The 18,776-nt window shown below is 40.1% G+C and carries 19 protein-coding genes; 2 read left to right on the top strand and 17 right to left on the bottom strand.

The window, feature by feature from the left end; all coding sequences use genetic code 11:
• Position 1: 1 nt before the first annotated feature.
• The 13 genes from RYO55_RS06380 to RYO55_RS06320 all read right to left on the bottom strand — a co-directional run bounded on the left by RYO55_RS06380 (position 2) and on the right by RYO55_RS06320 (position 12,840).
• Positions 2-697 carry an aspartate/glutamate racemase family protein gene (locus tag RYO55_RS06380; protein ID WP_308521417.1) on the bottom strand — a complete coding sequence of 232 codons (696 nt, stop codon included), beginning with the start codon at positions 695-697 and terminating at the stop codon, positions 2-4.
• Positions 698-751: 54 nt separating this feature from the next.
• Positions 752-2,104 carry a phosphoglucosamine mutase gene (gene glmM / locus RYO55_RS06375; protein ID WP_314984695.1) on the bottom strand — a complete coding sequence of 451 codons (1,353 nt, stop codon included), beginning with the start codon at positions 2,102-2,104 and terminating at the stop codon, positions 752-754.
• Positions 2,105-2,290: 186 nt separating this feature from the next.
• Positions 2,291-3,889, bottom strand: coding sequence for an FAD-dependent protein (locus RYO55_RS06370; RefSeq protein WP_314984694.1), 1,599 nt, complete (start codon positions 3,887-3,889; stop codon positions 2,291-2,293).
• A 216-nt stretch (positions 3,890-4,105) separates the two neighbouring features.
• Positions 4,106-5,032 carry a YbbR-like domain-containing protein gene (locus tag RYO55_RS06365; RefSeq protein WP_302498623.1) on the bottom strand — a complete coding sequence of 309 codons (927 nt, stop codon included), beginning with the start codon at positions 5,030-5,032 and terminating at the stop codon, positions 4,106-4,108.
• Entirely contained in the window at positions 5,029-5,841 is an 813-nt protein-coding gene (gene cdaA / locus RYO55_RS06360) for a diadenylate cyclase CdaA (RefSeq protein WP_215676287.1), read from the bottom strand. Before cdaA ends, RYO55_RS06365 begins: the two co-directional genes overlap by 4 nt.
• A gap of 116 nt (positions 5,842-5,957) precedes the next feature.
• Complete coding sequence (locus tag RYO55_RS06355; protein WP_012863865.1) at positions 5,958-6,272, bottom strand: XdhC family protein; 315 nt, start codon at positions 6,270-6,272, stop codon at positions 5,958-5,960.
• On the bottom strand, positions 6,262-6,990 hold the full coding sequence (locus RYO55_RS06350) for an XdhC family protein (RefSeq protein WP_314984691.1): 729 nt from the start codon (positions 6,988-6,990) through the stop codon (positions 6,262-6,264). Before RYO55_RS06350 ends, RYO55_RS06355 begins: the two co-directional genes overlap by 11 nt.
• A complete protein-coding gene (gene yqeB / locus RYO55_RS06345; protein ID WP_314984690.1) occupies positions 6,974-7,786 on the bottom strand; it encodes a selenium-dependent molybdenum cofactor biosynthesis protein YqeB in 813 nt (270 codons plus the stop codon). Before yqeB ends, RYO55_RS06350 begins: the two co-directional genes overlap by 17 nt.
• Positions 7,783-8,505: a nucleotidyltransferase family protein gene (locus RYO55_RS06340; RefSeq protein WP_295816263.1), complete on the bottom strand. Its 723-nt coding sequence runs from the start codon at positions 8,503-8,505 to the stop codon at positions 7,783-7,785. Before RYO55_RS06340 ends, yqeB begins: the two co-directional genes overlap by 4 nt.
• A gap of 6 nt (positions 8,506-8,511) precedes the next feature.
• Positions 8,512-9,270, bottom strand: coding sequence for a selenium cofactor biosynthesis protein YqeC (gene yqeC / locus RYO55_RS06335; protein WP_012863861.1), 759 nt, complete (start codon positions 9,268-9,270; stop codon positions 8,512-8,514).
• Between the two features lie 41 nt (positions 9,271-9,311).
• Positions 9,312-11,606 (bottom strand): molybdopterin cofactor-binding domain-containing protein, encoded by a 2,295-nt coding sequence (locus RYO55_RS06330; protein ID WP_314984688.1) that lies wholly within the window; start codon positions 11,604-11,606, stop codon positions 9,312-9,314.
• Positions 11,606-12,058, bottom strand: coding sequence for a (2Fe-2S)-binding protein (locus RYO55_RS06325; protein WP_298713533.1), 453 nt, complete (start codon positions 12,056-12,058; stop codon positions 11,606-11,608). Before RYO55_RS06325 ends, RYO55_RS06330 begins: the two co-directional genes overlap by 1 nt.
• A complete protein-coding gene (locus RYO55_RS06320; RefSeq protein WP_314984686.1) occupies positions 12,058-12,840 on the bottom strand; it encodes an FAD binding domain-containing protein in 783 nt (260 codons plus the stop codon). The genes RYO55_RS06325 and RYO55_RS06320 overlap by 1 nt, the downstream gene beginning before the upstream one ends.
• A gap of 155 nt (positions 12,841-12,995) precedes the next feature.
• Here RYO55_RS06320 and RYO55_RS06315 point away from each other — a divergent pair, with 155 nt between their 5' ends.
• On the top strand, positions 12,996-13,880 hold the full coding sequence (locus RYO55_RS06315; RefSeq protein WP_314984685.1) for a QueG-associated DUF1730 domain-containing protein: 885 nt from the start codon (positions 12,996-12,998) through the stop codon (positions 13,878-13,880).
• Between the two features lie 195 nt (positions 13,881-14,075).
• Here RYO55_RS06315 and yfbR read toward each other — a convergent pair whose 3' ends face one another.
• Genes yfbR through RYO55_RS06300 form a run of 3 tightly spaced genes read right to left on the bottom strand, consistent with a single transcriptional unit; the run spans position 14,076 to position 16,504 of the window.
• Positions 14,076-14,666: a 5'-deoxynucleotidase gene (gene yfbR / locus RYO55_RS06310; RefSeq protein WP_042466674.1), complete on the bottom strand. Its 591-nt coding sequence runs from the start codon at positions 14,664-14,666 to the stop codon at positions 14,076-14,078.
• A gap of 25 nt (positions 14,667-14,691) precedes the next feature.
• Positions 14,692-15,549, bottom strand: coding sequence for a D-alanyl-D-alanine carboxypeptidase family protein (locus tag RYO55_RS06305; protein WP_314984683.1), 858 nt, complete (start codon positions 15,547-15,549; stop codon positions 14,692-14,694).
• Positions 15,550-15,559: 10 nt separating this feature from the next.
• Positions 15,560-16,504 (bottom strand): mechanosensitive ion channel family protein, encoded by a 945-nt coding sequence (locus tag RYO55_RS06300; protein WP_314984681.1) that lies wholly within the window; start codon positions 16,502-16,504, stop codon positions 15,560-15,562.
• Between the two features lie 164 nt (positions 16,505-16,668).
• Between RYO55_RS06300 and RYO55_RS06295 the strand changes: the two genes are divergently transcribed.
• Positions 16,669-17,445, top strand: a complete 777-nt coding sequence (locus tag RYO55_RS06295) for an adenosylcobinamide amidohydrolase (protein WP_295816279.1) — start codon at positions 16,669-16,671, stop codon at positions 17,443-17,445.
• A 263-nt stretch (positions 17,446-17,708) separates the two neighbouring features.
• Here the strand turns inward: RYO55_RS06295 and RYO55_RS06290 are convergent, their stop codons facing one another.
• Positions 17,709-18,686, bottom strand: coding sequence for an asparaginase (locus RYO55_RS06290; RefSeq protein WP_314984679.1), 978 nt, complete (start codon positions 18,684-18,686; stop codon positions 17,709-17,711).
• Positions 18,687-18,776: the final 90 nt, after the last annotated feature.

The following is an 18,776-nucleotide window of genomic DNA, read 5'->3' as shown; positions in this document are numbered from 1 at the left end:
ATTATGCTCTACCAATAGAAATCAACGCCGCATTTTTTGCATGTATCAATGTAGTATCAAATAACGGTATATCCGTATCATCCTGTTTAACAAGTAACCCGATTTCAGTACAGCCTAAAATAACACCTTGTACACCAGATTTTACCAAATCACCAATAATATCTAAGTATTGTTGTTTAGATTCATTAGAAATAACACCTAAACACAATTCATTGTATATAATATCATTCACAAGTTCAACTTGATCTTCGTTAGGGATAACAACATGAATCCCCCGATTTTCCAAGATACATTTATAAAAATCTTGTTGCATCGTGTACTTGGTACCGAGTAGACCTACCTTTGTAATACCTGATTTTTCTAACTCTACTGCAGTCATTTCCGCAATATGAAGAAGAGGTATGTGAATATGTCTTTCTATTTCATCCGCTACTTTATGCATTGTATTCGTGCATATAACAATATAATCAGCACCAGCCTTTTCAAGAGATTGAGCCGCATCGGATAAAATTTCAGCGCTTCTATCCCAATCGCCATTTGCCTGGCACTTTTCTATTTCTTCAAAATCAACGCTATATAAAATACATTTTGCCGAATGTAAGCCGCCCAAAACTTGCTTAATAGTTTCATTCAAAACTTGGTAATACGTAATCGTACTTTCCCAGCTCATTCCCCCAATTAAGCCTATTGTTTTCATAATGTCACCCCCTAAGCTTAGAATAACCCAAAACAAAAAGGTTATTCATTATGATTATTCAGCCAACCCTTGTTCTCTACCGATAATATCAGCGATTTCTTGGCACAGGGATTGTAGTTCTTCTTGGTTAGGTCCTTCAGCCATGACACGAATGAGTGGTTCTGTCCCGGATGCACGTACTAAGACGCGACCTTCGTCACCGAGCTCTCCTTCAGCTGTTACGATAGCAGCTTTGATAAGGTCATTGTCTTCCCAGCCAGTTTTTGTAGCAACGCGAACGTTCAAAAGCACTTGTGGATATTTTGTCATAATGCCGGCCAACTCGGAAAGAGGTTGCTTTTTCTCCTTCATAAGAGCCGCCACTTGAACAGCTGTCAACATACCGTCACCAGTGGTGTTGTGATCTAAGAAGATTACGTGACCAGATTGTTCACCACCAACGGAAAGATTATGTTCACGCATGTATTCCAATACATACCGATCACCAACAGCAGTGGAAACCGTTTTCATACCAAGTTCTTCTGCTGCTTTATGGAATCCGATATTACTCATAACGGTACCAACTATGGTATCACCTTTAAGTTTGCCTTCTTCTTTCAACTTAAGAGCGCATAACAACATAATTTGATCGCCATCGAGGACTTGACCTTTTTCATCAACCAATAAACAGCGGTCAGCATCGCCATCATTAGCAATACCAAGGTCTGCATTATGTTGTTGCACAGCTACTTGCAATCCTTCAATATGCGTAGAACCACAGTGATGATTGATATTCAAGCCATCTGGATTCACATTAATATTGATGACTTTAGCCCCTAGTCCAGACAAAATTTCTGGACCTACACTAGACGCGGCACCATTGGCACCATCATAAACGATAGTCAACCCTTCAAGGGACGTATCGATTGTGTGACGTACAAAGTGAGCATATAAATGAGCCAAGTTACTATTAAACTCAATTTTACCTATACCATCCCCTGTAGGACGTGCTAATTCATTATCTGCACTTTGACGAACATATTTTTCCAATTCATCTTCCACTTCATCAGGTAATTTATAGCCATTGCTATCAAAGAATTTAATGCCATTATCTGGATATGGATTGTGAGATGCAGAAATAACAGCACCCGCATCAAACCCTTGTTGACGTACAAGGTACGCTACTGCTGGAGTTGGGATAACGCCTGCAATCACTACATTACCGCCAACAGAACAAATGCCCGCTGCTAATGCACTTTCAAGCATAGAACCAGAAATTCGCGTATCGCGCCCAATCAAGAACATAGGATGTTCCTTTTCCTTACCAAAATGAGTTCCTGCCGCACGACCTAAATGATAGGCTAATTCTGGCGTTAAAAACTCATTAACAACACCACGTACACCATCTGTACCAAATAAACGAGCCATAATTATCCTCCTCTAAGGATTTGTGAAAGTTTCACAAGTCTATATATCTACCGTGTGTATCATTTCAATAATTACTGTTGTGTATTATATCACAATATAGAAAGCATACCTACTATAAAGTCACATCTATATTACATAAATAGTATGAATCTATACTGTAATTCAATTCATCAGTATAATTCCCCACTAATTAGGTTTAGCGTATTTTGCCATACATAAAATGGCTGTTTCCGCGCCATCAAGGGCAGCACTCATAATACCCCCTGCATAGCCAGCCCCTTCACCCATAGGATAGAAACCTCCTACAGTAGGAGAAATGCGTTCTTCATTGCGTCCCATACGAAGCGGTGCAGAGGTGCGCGTTTCAACGCCTGTCATACACACCGCAGGATTATCGAATCCACTGATACGACGGCCCCAGTATGGCAAAGCTCGCTCTAATACGGATGTGACGAACGGTGGCAAGCAATCATGTAAATCGCAATTCACGACACCTGGCTCGTAGCTATATATACTATTTTGTACACTAGGTGCTTGTGAAAGCCCTAAAAACTGCCCTACTGTTTGTGCAGGTGCATGGAAATTAGATCCGCCCAACTCATAAGCCTTTCGTTCCCATTCTCGTTGGAATGCAACGCCATCTAATGGATGAGTACCAAAGTCATCTGGACCCACGTTAACCACGATAGCACTATTAGCAACACCGCTGTTCCGAGCGTATAAGCTCATGCCATTTACGACAACGCCACCTTCTTCAGAGGCAGATGCTACTACTTGACCTCCTGGGCACATACAGAAGCTATATGCAGTACGGCCTGATTCTTTATCGTGGTATACGAGAGAATATTCTGCTGCACCGAGGCCCAAGCTAGATGGTTCTACACCATATTGGGACTCATCAATTACAGCCTGATTATGTTCAATACGAACACCGATAGCAAATGGTTTTGCCGTCATTTCCACATTGCGTTTATAAAGCATTTCGTATGTGTCACGCGCACTATGGCCTACACCAGACAAAACAACAGTCGTATCAATACGCTCACTACCATTAACTTCAACGCCTACGATACGGTCATTTTCAATAAACAAATCCGTTACCTTAGAACCAAAACGGACTTCACCACCCCATTCGATGATGCGCTCACGCATGGCTTTTACCATAGTACGCAATTTATCTGTACCTACGTGAGGTTTATGTTTATATAATATTTCTTCAGGCGCACCAAACTCAACAAAGTATTTAGATATCTCATGTAAACGCGGATGGGTAATACGAGTTGTCAACTTACCATCGGAAAAAGTTCCTGCGCCACCTTCCCCAAATTGTACGTTGGATTCAGGTTTAAATACGCCCTTTTTCCAAAATGTTTCTACATCATGACTACGTGTATCTACATCTTGACCGCGTTCAAGTACGATAGGGCGATAGCCTTCACGAGCTAAGTAAAAGGCTGCAAGCATCCCCGCAGGGCCAAAGCCCACAACAACAGGACGATGTGCTAATGGTACAGACCCCCAAATAATAGGTTCTGGATCTTCTGCAGCAAATACAGATACATCCTTTTCTTTACCAAGCTTCTTCATGACTTGAGCTTCATTATGAACCTCAATGAATAGGGTATATACAAAAACAATGTTTGGCTTCTTACGAGCATCTACGGCACGTCGAACAACATGAATCGTTTCGATAGCACCACGTAACGGGGGATATTTCTTTTCTACAATACTTTTTATATCCGACTTAACCGTAACAGCCACGCGGAGATTTATTATTCTAATCATATTTTTCCTATTAAAGCCTCCCTTTTAGGCGAGCCTACTTCTTTAATCTTTGACCAAAATTCTTTACCACTTGATCTGTAAGAAAATAGTCATACATCTTTATTATACAACACTACCATAAAAGCTAATATATAAATCATAAAAAGGCCCTAATAGAGAAATATTCACTCTATTAGGGTCTTCGTCGCAAGATTTTAAAGCCTCACAAAAAACTTATCATCCATTAAGTACTTTCTTTTGTATTTCTACTTTCACCCGTACCGTTGTGGTATTGCTATTAACACCATTTGGTAACACTAAATTATAGTTTCCCTGTACAGTTTCGGTAGCACCCGATACATCGATAGGTTCTGTTTGTATTTCTGTAACGGAATCAATCATTTCTTCACGACCGGTAACCGTTAGTTGCGTTGGTGTAGCCGACGTAGATTTAACTTCATAGCCTTCTGCTACTGTACCAACAGTCGGAACAGTAATAGGAACTGCCTTTTCTTTACGTAATAAGTTAAGTTCATATTGTGCTTGACCTTGGTTTGGATTAATATGTACATCCAGTACATTACCTGCCGTATCCCAAGCTTCTAAAGTACTAACAGCGCTAAAGTTCTTCGTTTGACCAGCCACATTAACTTTCATGACAACCTTATTCACTGCGTTAACTTGTTGTTTGCGTCCAGAAACAGTTACCTCTTTTGGTACAATCGTGATAGACTTCATGGCAATATCATCTGAGAATTTACCGATTGGAACAATTTCAACAGGAATCTTTTTCTCCGCATATTCGTCAACATTGATAGTGATGGTATCTGGTTTAACCTCCACAAGATTCATCCCTGCAGGAGGAGTAAAATTAATAGTTACATTATTTTGACCTGGTTTTACACCGGATGCATCAATATAAGCCCGTAAATTATCTGATTTCATAGACATAATGGTATCACGTGGACCAGCTAGTACAACACGGACCACATCTGGTGCGTCTTCTATAATATAGCCAGAATTGAGATTTTGAACCTGTACAGGTATTGTATAGGTTACTTCCATCACAGGGTTCTGATCGCGCATAATAAAGAACCACATAACGATAGCCGCTAACAAGGATAATAATTTAGCAGGCCAATTGCGTTTCAAATGAATCATCATTTATTTGCCCTCCATTTCCACATACTAGTAATGGTTTGACGAGGGCGTTCCATAAAGGTGCGCAATGCCTCTTTAATTTGATCCTCTGGTAAATGGCGATAAATATGACCGCCATACGTATAAGAAATGGTCCCTGTTTCCTCACTGACAACGACTACAACAGCATCAGTTTGCTCAGACAAGCCAATAGCTGCACGGTGACGTGTACCTAGTTCAGTACTCAATGTGCGGTCCTCAGTCAACGGTAACAAGCAGCCTGCTGCACGAATTCGCCCATCACGAATGATGAGAGCCCCGTCATGAAGAGGTGTACTGGGAACGAAGATATTTTTAATCAACTCGCGACTCAATACAGCATCAATAAGAATACCTGTATCTACAAAATCATTGAGACCTACTTCACGTTCAAAAACGATAAGTGCCCCCGTATGTTCGCGAGACATAACGCGAGCCGCAGCCATCACTTCATTAATGGCCATATCCATCTCTTCTTCGTTTACATTTTGTGCCTTGCTAAAAATTCGTCCACGCCCCAATTGTTCTAGGGCACGACGCAATTCTGGTTGGAATACAACCGGTAACGCAAAAAGAAGAACGGTCATACTTTGTTGCAAAATCCAGTTGATAACGTATAGATGTAACAGATGACTCAATAAATTTAAAATTGCCAACATAACGAGACCTTTCAAAAGAGAAACGGCCCGCGTATCTTTAAGCAATTTATATAAATAGTAAATACCAATGGCAACGATTATGATATCAACGATATCAAGAAGCCTAAAGGTATGTATAAGTGCGTCAATATGCATAAAAATAGCTCCTTATACAAAATAATAAGGTACAATCAATTCTTTGACTGTACCTTATATTTTAACTCATTTTGAGAGTACTGTAAATTTATAAACAAACGCTGAATGAGATTTTATTAGATGTTTTGTGTTTCAATCCATACATCCATTTGTCCCCCACAAACCATGCCTTCTTTAACAGCTACGTCATCATCAAGGAGAACATCAATACGACGGTGAGCTTCTTTTTTATTCAAAGAGTCCACAGCACTTAGGCGGATTTCATTTTCTGCACGACCGCCGCCAATAGTGCCAAAAATAGATCCATCAGGAAATACAACCATAGATGTACCAGCTTTACGAGGTGTGGATCCACGAGTATATAAAATAGTGGCTACTGCTAAGGTTTCATTTTTACGTTCACTAAGATATTCAATAAACTCACGATTCATGGAGCACTCTACCTTTCCGCAATGAGCCGCCTTTTTTACCACGTACCACTGCCAAATATTCACTAACGATAGATAATGCAATTTCCTCAGGAGTTTGAGCTCCTAAATCTAGCCCAATAGGTGCATATACCATATCTAACTCATCTTGAGTCCACCCCTGCTCACGCAACACTTCAAAGGCGTGATGAATGCGTTTTTGGCTGCCCATAACGCCCATATAGGTAGGCAAGTACCCTCGTAATTGTTCTAAACATATATTATCGTACTCATGAGCACGCGTCACAATGATAAAGCCATTATATTCATCAAGAGGTAAATCGTTCTTGAAGTTTTCTAAAGGTAAGCACTTACGTGTAACACGTTCATCAAAGAATTCAGGAACTACATATTCTGGACGGTCATCTACGACTGTAACACGACAGCCAATAAATAACAGCAAATCAGTAATAGCTCGGCTAACATGACCTGCGCCTAATACGAGAACTGACGGATCATTTTCTACAGGTTGTACGAAACACTCCATTTCGCCTACCATGCAGAGAGAATTTAGCTTTGCTTTATCTACAGTAAATCCTTCAATAGGAGTTCCGTATAGAACACTTCCATCTTCAGCATAAATAGTCTTATCCCCTTGACGAGGACCGGATAGAACTGTAACCATCACGGTAGTTTCAGTAACCTGTAGACGATTTTTCATCACATCATAAATTGTTTCCATCTAGATTCCTTTCATAATCCCAAGCGGTAACAGCCTCTAAAACGCCACCACCAACAGCTAGAGATTTATCTGAAATACTATAACAATGAGACTCTTCACAACGAGCATCCACATCAGCCAACTTAAAATGATCTGATACGATGAGCCCACTTTTTAAAATTCCTCGTAGAATGCCTGTAATTTTAGCTCGGACTGGTTCTTCATCGACATAACCAATCACCTCATTGGCTTGTACAGAATCCCCAATATGCCGTTTTGCTGTAAATAGTCCAGCCTTTGGAGAATGGATAACGCGCTCATGAGTGTAGCCACCTACATTTCCAGGGATACCTGTATTAGGTTGAGCCGGCCCATCATAGATACAGCGACCTAATGAATGACCACGCATCGTTTCAATGACCACATCTACATCTTCTCCAGCAGTAAATCCAGGGCCAACACCTATAACGAGCTCTGCATCATCTCGTTTTGTTCCAAGATTCTTTTTACTCAAAATAGCATCGACTACAATCTCTGGTTTTAAAGTGTCCAATAATTCCTCATATGAGCTAGTAACAACGGGAATGATTTCCTTTGCCAATGTATCCTTCACTTCACCAATAGACACATGGCGAGCAACAAAACGTTCCAAAATCATTTCTCCACGATGAACCGCGTTACCGTAACATACTTCGCGGCGAATCATGGTAGGAATCGCTATTTCACTAATTACAACGGGATAGCCCGCCCGTCTCAATCTATATACAGCGCCGGAAGCGATGTCTCCGCCTCCACGCATGAGTACCAATGGTTTCATAATGCCTCACTTTCACGATGTTTCAAACGCTCAAAATCATCGGGTGTATCTATATCGTCGCCAATATCATCACTAATCCATAATTTCACGACATGGGCTTTACCATCACCACGAATAATGGTCTTACCGCCTTGATCCCCTTGAATCTGCTGTAAAAAATCAAACCAATGAGAACCAAAAATAACAGGATTCCCCGAGTGATAATTCGCCCCATAATGTGGAACGACGATAGTTTTCGGATGAAAGTTATCACTAAATGCACTAATGACCTCATGTACAACAGCACTCGTCAGAAGTGGTTGATCCCCTACTGAACAGAGAATACCGTCTAGCGGTATGGGCGACGTATTCACCAAATGATGTACTCCCAACGCTATGGATACTCCTTGCCCTAGTTCAGGATGGTCATTTCGAATGGCTTCAAAACCATAGCTTGTGACAATAGGTTCTAGTTTCTCATGATCATCACCAGTAACCGCCACAAAAGGTAGTTTACACGACGCAGCAGAAACTACCTGTCCACCCCATCCACATTGAAGAGCCCCACAGACCGCATCTAGAACAGTCTTACCACGCCAGGGCAAGAGTTGCTTATTACATCCCATGCGCTTGGATTGTCCTCCCACAAGGAGGACAATCCCAATATGCAAAGGATGACGGTCTATGGGGTCTTTCATGGGACTAAAAGCAGTGTCACAATTTGCTTTCATAATAGTCATGAGTACCTACCGACATTGAATAATGCGACGGATTTCACAACTTGCTTTATATCCATCAGCCAAAATGATAGCCGTAATATCGCTATCAACAATATGATCAATAAAATCATCGATAATGCGATGTTGCACTGTTTCATAACCAGTACAGAACAGTATTTTCTTGCCTTTACTGTATTGGAATAAACCTTGTTTATGCAAAACAAGATCAGCCAACATACGCGGAGTTACAATAGCCCCCATATCGCGTTTTACGATATCTTGAACGAGCTCAATATTATGTACGTGCTCATCATCTAATGGGGCCCCTAGCATTTGTAGATTGACAAGACCAATCGTAGTCTTTGTAAGAGATGGAATGACAGGCTCAGTCGTCTTAGGCGCCTTGAGCCATTTTTCCTTCGCCCCATCTGCTTCTACAACAATTTGCCAATTTGGATGTAACTTGGCTAAACCATCGATAAGATCACAATCTAAGGAGTCTACTTTTGTTCCTGTAATTCCAGCGAACCACGCACCACAATAGCCACGTAAAAGTCGGTCAGTACAATACTCATCAGCTTCATTAATATTACGAGTATAAATCGGTTCATAATGAGCCACCTGAGATTCATAGAGTCGAGTTGTAGTCGTAACTACGATTGGCTGACCTTTCAGCCGTCCATATTCTACTAGTTTTGAAAGCACAGTCGTTTTACCGCCTGCCCCAACAAGGGCAACGATTCCCGGCTGAATCAATCGATTCCAATAGGATGTTTGTGATGTCATAGAACCAGGCCTCCTTAGAAAGTAAAAGGAACTAGAAATCTCTATACTTTATATTTCTCGTCCATAGCCATAAATACCTTCTCAGGTGTCATAGGTAATGTACGAATATCCGCACCAACTGCATTTTTAATGGCATGTTGGATAGCAGGGCACCCCGTATTGATGACAACCTCACCAATAGATTTAGCGCCGAAGCCACCTGTAGGCTCGTAAGATTCTACAAAGTCTGTATGTAATTCACCAATATCCTGACGGGTTGGGATTTTATAAGTCATAAGATTATTTGTTTCCAAACGACCATTGTTGGAATAGCGTACATCTTCATATAAAGCCATCCCGATAGCTTGTACCACACCACCCTCAACTTGAACGCGAGCCAATTTAGAGTTGATAACAGTACCGCAATCAACACAAGAATAGAAATGAAGAGGGATAACCTTACCTGTTTGTTTATCTACCTTTACCTCAGCAATAGATGCCATAAATGGAGGTGGAGACGTATGACTGCCCCATGTAGCGAAACCAGACAATTGCTCCGCATTAGCACCAACTAATAATTTTGGTGCCAATTGATGGATATCCATTGTTTTGGAGCCGTCTTTCGTGGTAGCTACAACGCCGTCAAAGTCAACATTCTCAACGTCGGTTTCAAAGAATTGAGCAAATTTAGCAATAATCTTAGTGCGTAACTCTTCTGCAGCCATCTTAGCAGCAGTCCCCGTTACATAGGTTGTACTAGATGCGTAGGAGCCTGGATCGAATGGTACGATATCTGTATCTGATTCAATAACAGTCATATATTCCATAGGACAACCTATTACTTCACAGGCCATTTGAGTTAATACGGTATTAGACCCCATGCCCATATCAGAAGATCCAGTATACAATGTATAATTGCCATCGTCACCAAGTCGGATTTCAACAGATGCTACGTCGATATTTGCGACACCAGAGCCTTGTAATGCTAAAGCCATGCCAAGTCCACCGCGATAGCGCTCATCGATGTCCCAAGAATGAGGGCGTTCATCCCAACGAGCCATTTCTTTTACACGATTTACAGTATCTTGGAAAAGACCAGAATCAAGATATTCATCTGGAGCATATACTAAGCTTTGTTCACCTTCCGCTATTAAGTTCTTCTGACGTAATTCAGCTGGATCAATCCCCATCTTGTCAGCCAATTGGTTAACAGCACATTCTAATGGCCACAAGGCTTCTGTTGCACCGTACCCACGGAAAGCACCACCCGGAGTTTGGTTAGTATACACACCTTCTGTACCATAATGAACAGCAGTAGCTTTGTTGTACAAAGGCACAGATTTATGTTCACCAGCCGTAGTAGTAGTGAAGCAATGAGTTGCATGTGCCCCAGCGGCTGTGATGGAGTCCATATCAATAACTTTAATAATGCCATCTTTTGTAGCACCTACACGGATTTTCCATTCACGAGCATGACGTGTAGTGGAGCAAGTTTGTGCTTCTGTACGATCGTATAAAAGATAACAAGGTTTTTTCAATGTCCACGCTACGAAAGCTGTCATAATTTCTGTACAAGCTGTTTGTTTAGAACCGAAGCCACCACCAATACGAGGCTTAATTACACGGACTTTTGTAGCCGGAATACCGAGTGCACGAGCGATGTGACGGCGTACATGGAATACGATTTGCGTAGAGGATACAATAACTACACGACCTAGCGCATCTATATATCCAAAGCTTTGGAATGGTTCCATCGCTGTTTGGCGTGTGGCCTGGTCAAAGTATGTACCTTCTGCCACGTAATCACATTTAGCAAGTTCCGCTTCAATATCGCCCACGCGCTTATGGTAAGATACGCAAATATTGCGTTTGTAATCTTGACCTACAGGGATATTGTTGTGAATATCGTCTTCAGGATGCACTATAGTTTCATGATCGATAGCTGTATGCATATCAAGCACAGGTTTTTGTACTTCGTACTCAACCTTGATAAGTGGCATAGCTTTTAATGCGGTAGCCTCATCTTTAGCTACTACAAGAGCTACTTCATCACCAACGTAGCGAACTACAGGATCTAAGATAAGCGCATCATAAGCGGATGGCTCTGGATATGTTTGACCAGCCAATGTGAATCGCGTATTAGGCACATCTTCATAAGTAAAAATAGCTTCTATGCCAGGGATCAATTTAGCTTTAGATGTATCAATAGATTTGATGCGCGCTTGGGCATGAGGGCTACGAAGAACCTTAATAACGAGTGCATCTTTAGGAACAAAATCGCCTGTATAAGACGGCTTACCCGTCAAAATACCTTTGTAGTCAACTTTGTCATAAGATTTACCAATGTGCTTTTTCATTATAGGCCTCCTTCTAAGAATTTACGAACCCCTCGAAGTTGTGCTTCATAGCCAGTACAACGGCATAGGTTACCAATGAGGTACTCCCGAATTTCATCATCGCTAGCCTTTGGATTTTTACGTTTCAAATTGATAGCACTCATCATCATGCCAGTCGTACAGAAACCACATTGGTCACCACCCTCACTAGCGATACAGTCTGCCAATAATTCAGCTTCCTCTTGTAAGCCTTCTAATGTAGTAATCTTATGACCTGGTGCACGGAAGGAAGGATACGCACAAGACAAGATGATTTCATCATCTACCCATACAGTACAAAGACCACAGTTTGTTGTATCACAGCCACAACGTACGCTATAATAACCAAGGTTACGCAATGTGTCTAACAACATTTCATCAGTTGGCACATTAACCGTTACATTTTTATTATTAATATTAAGTACGAGTTCCATTATTGTGCCACCTCCTTAGCTAAGCGTTGAACCATTGCTTTTACCATCTCCATGCGGTATTCTTTGGACGCATGGGAATTAGATTGATAAACTAGCTCTTCAGATGCCAATTGACCTGCTTCTTTTGCTGCAGACAATCCTTTTTCTGAAAGTAAAGCACTTGCTTTTTCTGCTAATTGAGGTGTACCAGGTCTTGTGCCGATGTATAATTCAACGCCTTTTTCGTCATGGCGAAGAGCACCTGTTAATAATGGGAAGTCGCCACGAGAGATGCGAAGAGCTTCAACAGCTACAGGTACATCTACTTTAGGGATGCGAATTTCCACGAGAATATCACGTTCTCTATATTTCATATAGTCTTGCATGGACATACGACCACCTTTAAAGGTTACGATGTCTGCATGTACTGCCAATAAAGCAGGAATGATATCTGAGAAGCCAAATTTACTTGCTACAGAACCGCCCATGGTAGCAGTATTTCTAAATTGAACACCAAGGATCTCCTTAACGCCTTTAACTACGGCTCCGCCACAGAATTGTTGTAATGGCTGAAAACGTTCCACATCTCCTTGTGTCGCCATAGCGCCAATTACAAACTCCTTATCTTCTTCACGAACATAACGCAAATCAAGGCCTGCCATATCAATCACTGATGGCCAAGTACGTCGTCCTAGACGCAGCCAACAGCCTCCCGCTAGCATAGGAGCAGTTTTGTTCTTTGTGGCTAATTCATAAGCCTCTTCCACCGTCTTCGGTTGTAATACTTTCATAAATGCTAACATAATCTGTCCTCTCAATGGTATACTAATACTAACAGAATTACGGTGCTAACTATAAAAATACAGTTATCACCAAACTACAAACATAATAAAGATCTATAGAATCTCACGCATTTCTTATACTTTTATTTTACCAATTATTTACCACTAAATCTACGATGAAAGATATAAATTTACAGGGAATTTGCAAAGAATTACATATTTATGAATTTGGAATTGCCTCATGGCCACTGCCTGAACAAGCCAGAACTATTTTATTTGAAAGCAACCCATGCCCCTTCACTACGGCAGATGTAGAAGCAAGGCTACTAGGAACGAAGCAATTTATACCGAAAAGTGCCATCGTTTGTCTATTTCCATACCATGTAGAACACAAAGACCAATCCAATCTATCTCGCTATACATGGTCTACAGATTATCACCTAATCATTAATGAATATTTAGAACGTCTTATTGAAAGATTACAAATAATTGATGACTCGGCTCAGTTCTCCATTCATTGCGATACCTCTCCTTTAGCCGATCGGTACATGGCCTACTTGGCAGGTCTCGGCTTTTATGGAAAGAACAACTGTTTTATCAGTCCTAAGTGGGGATCTTATGTCGTTATTGGCACAATTTTAACAACACTAGAGCTCGAGCCAAATGCCCCCCTTGAGCAGTCCTGCATGGGATGCAATCGTTGTATTACAGCGTGCTTAGGTCAATGTTTAGGCCATGACGATTTTAAATACGACACTTGTAAAAGCTTCTTGACGCAGAAAAAAGGAGAGCTCACTGATGAAGAGGAAAATATCCTCGCTAAAACTCCACTCGTATTTGGTTGTGATGTATGCCAAGAGGTGTGTCCTCACAATAAAGATATTCCAACTACGCCTATCCCTGAATTTCAACAGATAGAGCCGTATGTCAATATAGACGAACTAGAAGCACTAACGAACAAAGAATTCAAAGCAAAATACGGCCGTCGAGCCTTCTCGTGGCGAGGTAAAAAAATACTAATGAGAAATCAAGAGATTATAGATAGGAAAAGTAAACTATAATATTCAATAAGGGATAATAATTAACAAATACGCTTATAATAATTATTATTAAACAAACTAACAAAAATTTGATAAAGCATTAGCAACATAATCTACAAATTTTTAGAATCAAAAAGAGACGGCCAAAATGAACTACACCCTCAAAATTGTGTCCAATTTTGGGGGTGCAGTTCAAGAAGTCATCTCTTTTAGTAATTATTTAATTTCATAATAGTTCAACTCATCCAAACTCTTACCAAGAGCAGGGATATATATTTCAAGAAACATATCTACCTCAGGCATATTTAGATTTTTCAACTTAGCTAAGATAGAGTCATGTGCCTCTTTAAACTCATCATTTCCTGCCTTGAGCTCTTTGACGCATTTCATATAGGCTGAAATTATATCGGCAGCCTTAACGAGAGGCCATTCTGGACTAGCCTCTGCATCAACAAGTATAGGCTTATAAACAGATTGTAACCGGTCTGGCAAGGTTGATAGCATTTTTTCTTGCGCCAAAGTTTCAACCTCACCATACAGTTCCCGCAACTTTGGATCAAAATACTTGATTGGTGTCGGCATATCTCCTGTAAAGATTTCGCTCACCTCATGATACATAGCTATGACAGCTACCTTATTGATATCTACATTCCCACCGAAGTATTCATTTTTTATGGCCCCTAAGTTGTGCGCTACCATAGCCACTTCAAGGCTATGTTCTTGAATATTTTCTATTTCCGTATTTCGCATGAGGCTCCATCGATTGATAAAGCGCATGCGTTTTAAAAATGCAAAAAATGAACTCATATGTCCCCCATTACACAATAGGTCCTTAAATTACCCCACGGAGTTTAAATCCATAATCAAGGAATTGTACAGCTTCTTCCCAACGATTATCATCATTAAGCATAACTACAATCATAGTATGGCCCTTCCGTGTGGCAGACGCAATCAAACATTCTCCTGCTGCATTTGTAAAACCTGTTTTCAAGCCATTTGCACCTGGATATTTATTGCGAATAAAATGGTTTGTAGTACGAATTGTTTCTGGTGCACGGTTTTGATACGGCACCTTGTAATAATCATTAGCAACCTTGTCACGGAACATTTGGTATTTCATGCCGTACGCTGCAATCATCGCTAAATCACGAGCCGTAGAATGGTGACCCTTTTGTGTTAATCCATGAGGGTTCAAGAACACACTATTCTTTGCACCCGCTTTTGCAGCAATGCGAGTCATATCCTTAGCAAATTTATCTACAGAACCACTTACATTTTCGGCTACTACAACGGCCGCATCATTACCACTAGCAACCATCATACCTTCAAGAACACCTTCCAATGTAATCTGATCCCCTACGCGAACTCCAAGGTTTGATTCTTCCATGCGCGTTGCATAGCTACTTATCGTAGCTAATTCATCAAGCTGTGTGCCCTTTAGTTCTAAAGCAGTTAACAAGGTAACCATTTTCGTAGTACTAGCTGGATGCATCCACTTATCTGGATTCTTTGCAAATAAAATTTCTTTTGTGTCCGCATCAATGAGGACCACGGCCTCACCAACAGTAGATGGCGGAGCAAAGTATTTAGCATGAGCAATACCATAACTTGCAAATACGGTAGCCATAAACGCCATGACCAATGCTAGTCGCTTACAAACTATATAAATATTCGTTGTTAAAAATGTCATCTCTCTCTTTCTACCTTTCAGTATCTTGACTTTCAAGATTATCTTCTATTACTGCATTTGTAGCAGTCGCTTTTTTCTTTGTCCCTTTAATTTCACCAGTCGATGTATCTACATTTTGGATATATACCACACGTTGAGGATATGGAATATCAATACCGTATTTATCAAAGGCATCTTTCACATCAGACATGATACTGTACTGGACATCTAGGAAGTCTTTAGACTTAACACGGGCATAAGCAGCGATGCGTACAGAATTATCTCCAAATTCAGAGATACCAATTTCCATATTCTTGGGATTGAGGACACGTTTATCAGCAGCAAAAATTTTTTTTAAGATTTTTATTGCTTCATGATGATCATTATTATAGCCAATATCAAACACAAATGGGATAACCCTTTCAGTTGTATAGGCTATATTAGTTACAGCTTGAGATGTAAGGAGGGAATTGGGTATGTATACATTCTTTTGATCTTTAGTAGTGATAACAGTATACATAAATTGAATTGATTTAACACTACCTACAGTATCTCCAACTTGAATAACATGACCTGCTCTAAAAGGCTTAAATATAAGAATTAATAATCCTGATGCCAAGTTAGATAAGTTACTTTGTAAGGCTAACCCAATACCTAAACCAAAGGCACCAAAAGCAGCTACAAAGGAAGTCGTAGGCACACCAATTTGATTTAAGCAAATCAATATTAACCCTACAAGTAGGGCATAATTAATAATCTGAGTGATAAAACTCATCGCTGCAGAGTCATAAGAAGCCTTAGTCATAATACGTACAGCAAAGGTTTTCACCCATGAAATAGCATAACGCCCTACCCAAAATATAATAAGAGCCAATAATATATTACCAGCTTGTGAAAAGAACCAATCGCGAATATGAACTAATACATTAGCATCTTTAAACAGTATTTCTGAAGCGGCATAAAATACATCGCCCATTTTAAACCTCCATTAATATAACTATATATAGATTAAGAACATCTATAAATATAGGTACCATAAACATATATGCTATAATTTAATAAGTGTATTTTACAACAACATAATAAAGTTATTATATCGTTATATTCTATATATAACAATCAAAAACTAGGGAGACTTACATGTTCAAAAATCTATACGAAGCACCCCAAGAACTCGCTACTGGAGGCTATGTAACTAGAGAGTTACACTCCGTCACGATACACTTTGACGATATCCACTATTCTCTTTCGAGCGGACAATTAAATGGTGGCTATCACCATACTCTAGCGGTACGCAACCAGCAGCTAACATATCAAATCGAAACAGAAAAAGATTTACCCGGTGGCTCTGTAGCCGATTATTTAGCTCAAGAATTTGAGCACATTGATACACCTGTTCATTTTAGTACAGCCCTCCTCACGTCTGCCACAATGCATCTACACGCCTATGCCAAAGTCGAAGAACATGATACTATCGTAGAAACTATCGTGACTGCAGGCTATGAAAAAACGGCACATCGCGCAGGTACAGGTTATTGTTATGAAGAGCGTGATGGAGACTTCATAGTACCAGGCACAATTAATATCCTCGTATTTACAAATAAAGCTTTAACAGATAGCGCTATGGTAAAAGCTATCATGACGATTACCGAGGCTAAAACCGCAGCCCTACAAGATTGGAATGTTGAAAGCGTACGTCTCCATCCGTTTATTAATGAAGATATTCCTGACGCAATTACGAAAGAACGCAAAACATCTGCCACAGGTACCTCTACAGATGGTATCGTTCTCACCATCGATACAAATGGAGATATCTTAACCGATGCTGGCTCCTTCTCACTATTTGGAGACACTTTAGCCAAGGCCGTCTATGTAGGCGTACAAAGAGCACTAGAAAATGCTATTGGAGCTGAATAATCCTATCTTGTGATATCCAAAAACATCTAGAATGCCCCCAAATTATCATTCAACACCCCACTCATATATGAAAAATATAATATAAATGAAAAACCGCACATCCTAGGCGATCGGAATGTGCGGTTTATTGCATATAAAACTGTTACATGTAGTATAATTCTTGAAAATGAATATCAAATTAAATTTTGAGATATTTTCTCAACTTTTTATTAAATTAATTATTAGATCAAAGAATCATTATGTTCCATGAATATTATGTGCTTTTAATAATCATAGAAGAATTGTTGTAACTTTTTAAGATTTTTAGTTTTTGTAAGCCCTAGCATCAATAAAATACGCGCTTTTTGTGGACTTAAAGTATCACATACTAGATAGTTTGCCAGTGCATCTTGTGGCACTGCAGATACCATACCACTACCGGTACGAGAAGCACGTACCGTTGGAAACTTTGTATTCTGTGTGATTTGACGTACGTTTTGTGGGATTGTACCATGACCAAGACCTGTTAAGATTAAACCGTCAGGATTTGTAGCAACTACACTCATAGGCACCATATCATCCATACCACCATAGCAGGTCATTATAACTACACGAGGTAACTCAGACAATTTACTCACATCAAATACAGAGTCTTGAGTATGACGTCGAGTAGACACTTTATAATAGTGGGCAACACCATCTTGTACAATACCAAGATGCCCCACTAATGGACTATCAAAAGTCGCTACATTAGTAGTGTTGCATTTAGATACATCCCTTGCCCCATCAATGTAGCCATTTAATACGACTATCACACCTTTACCTACAGACGATGGTGTTCTCGCTACTTGGATAGCTTGCAATAAATTAATTGGCCCATCTGCACTAATAGCACCTGCGGGTCTCATAGATCCAGTAATAACAATTGGCTTGTCTGTATGAACTGTCAGATTCAGAAAATATGCCGTCTCCTCCATGCTATCTGTGCCATGAGTAATAACAACACCACCGATATCATCTCGATTAACCAATTTTTGCACCAACTTAGAAAGTTCTAACCAGTGATTTACGGTAATATCGGAGCTTTCAATATTACTAAACTGAGTATATGTATAAGGACCATACGGTTTTGTACCAGGTACGGAGACTAAGATTTCGTCAAGTCCTAACACCCCTGCCGTATAGCCTGTTAAATCAGTATTTGAAGTACCTTTTCCTGCAATAGTTCCTCCAGTACCAATCAAAGCGATTTTTGTATCCATATTACCTCCACTATAAAACTATAAAATAATTATTGTTATTAAATTTAAACTAAGTACGATTCAATAAGGCTGGTCAATAATGGCCAGCCT

The organism is uncultured Veillonella sp., from assembly GCF_963551295.1.
Lineage (GTDB): Bacteria > Bacillota > Negativicutes > Veillonellales > Veillonellaceae > Veillonella.
The sequence above is the reverse complement of the archived record's forward strand: the minus strand, read 5'-3'. Positions and strand labels throughout refer to the sequence as shown.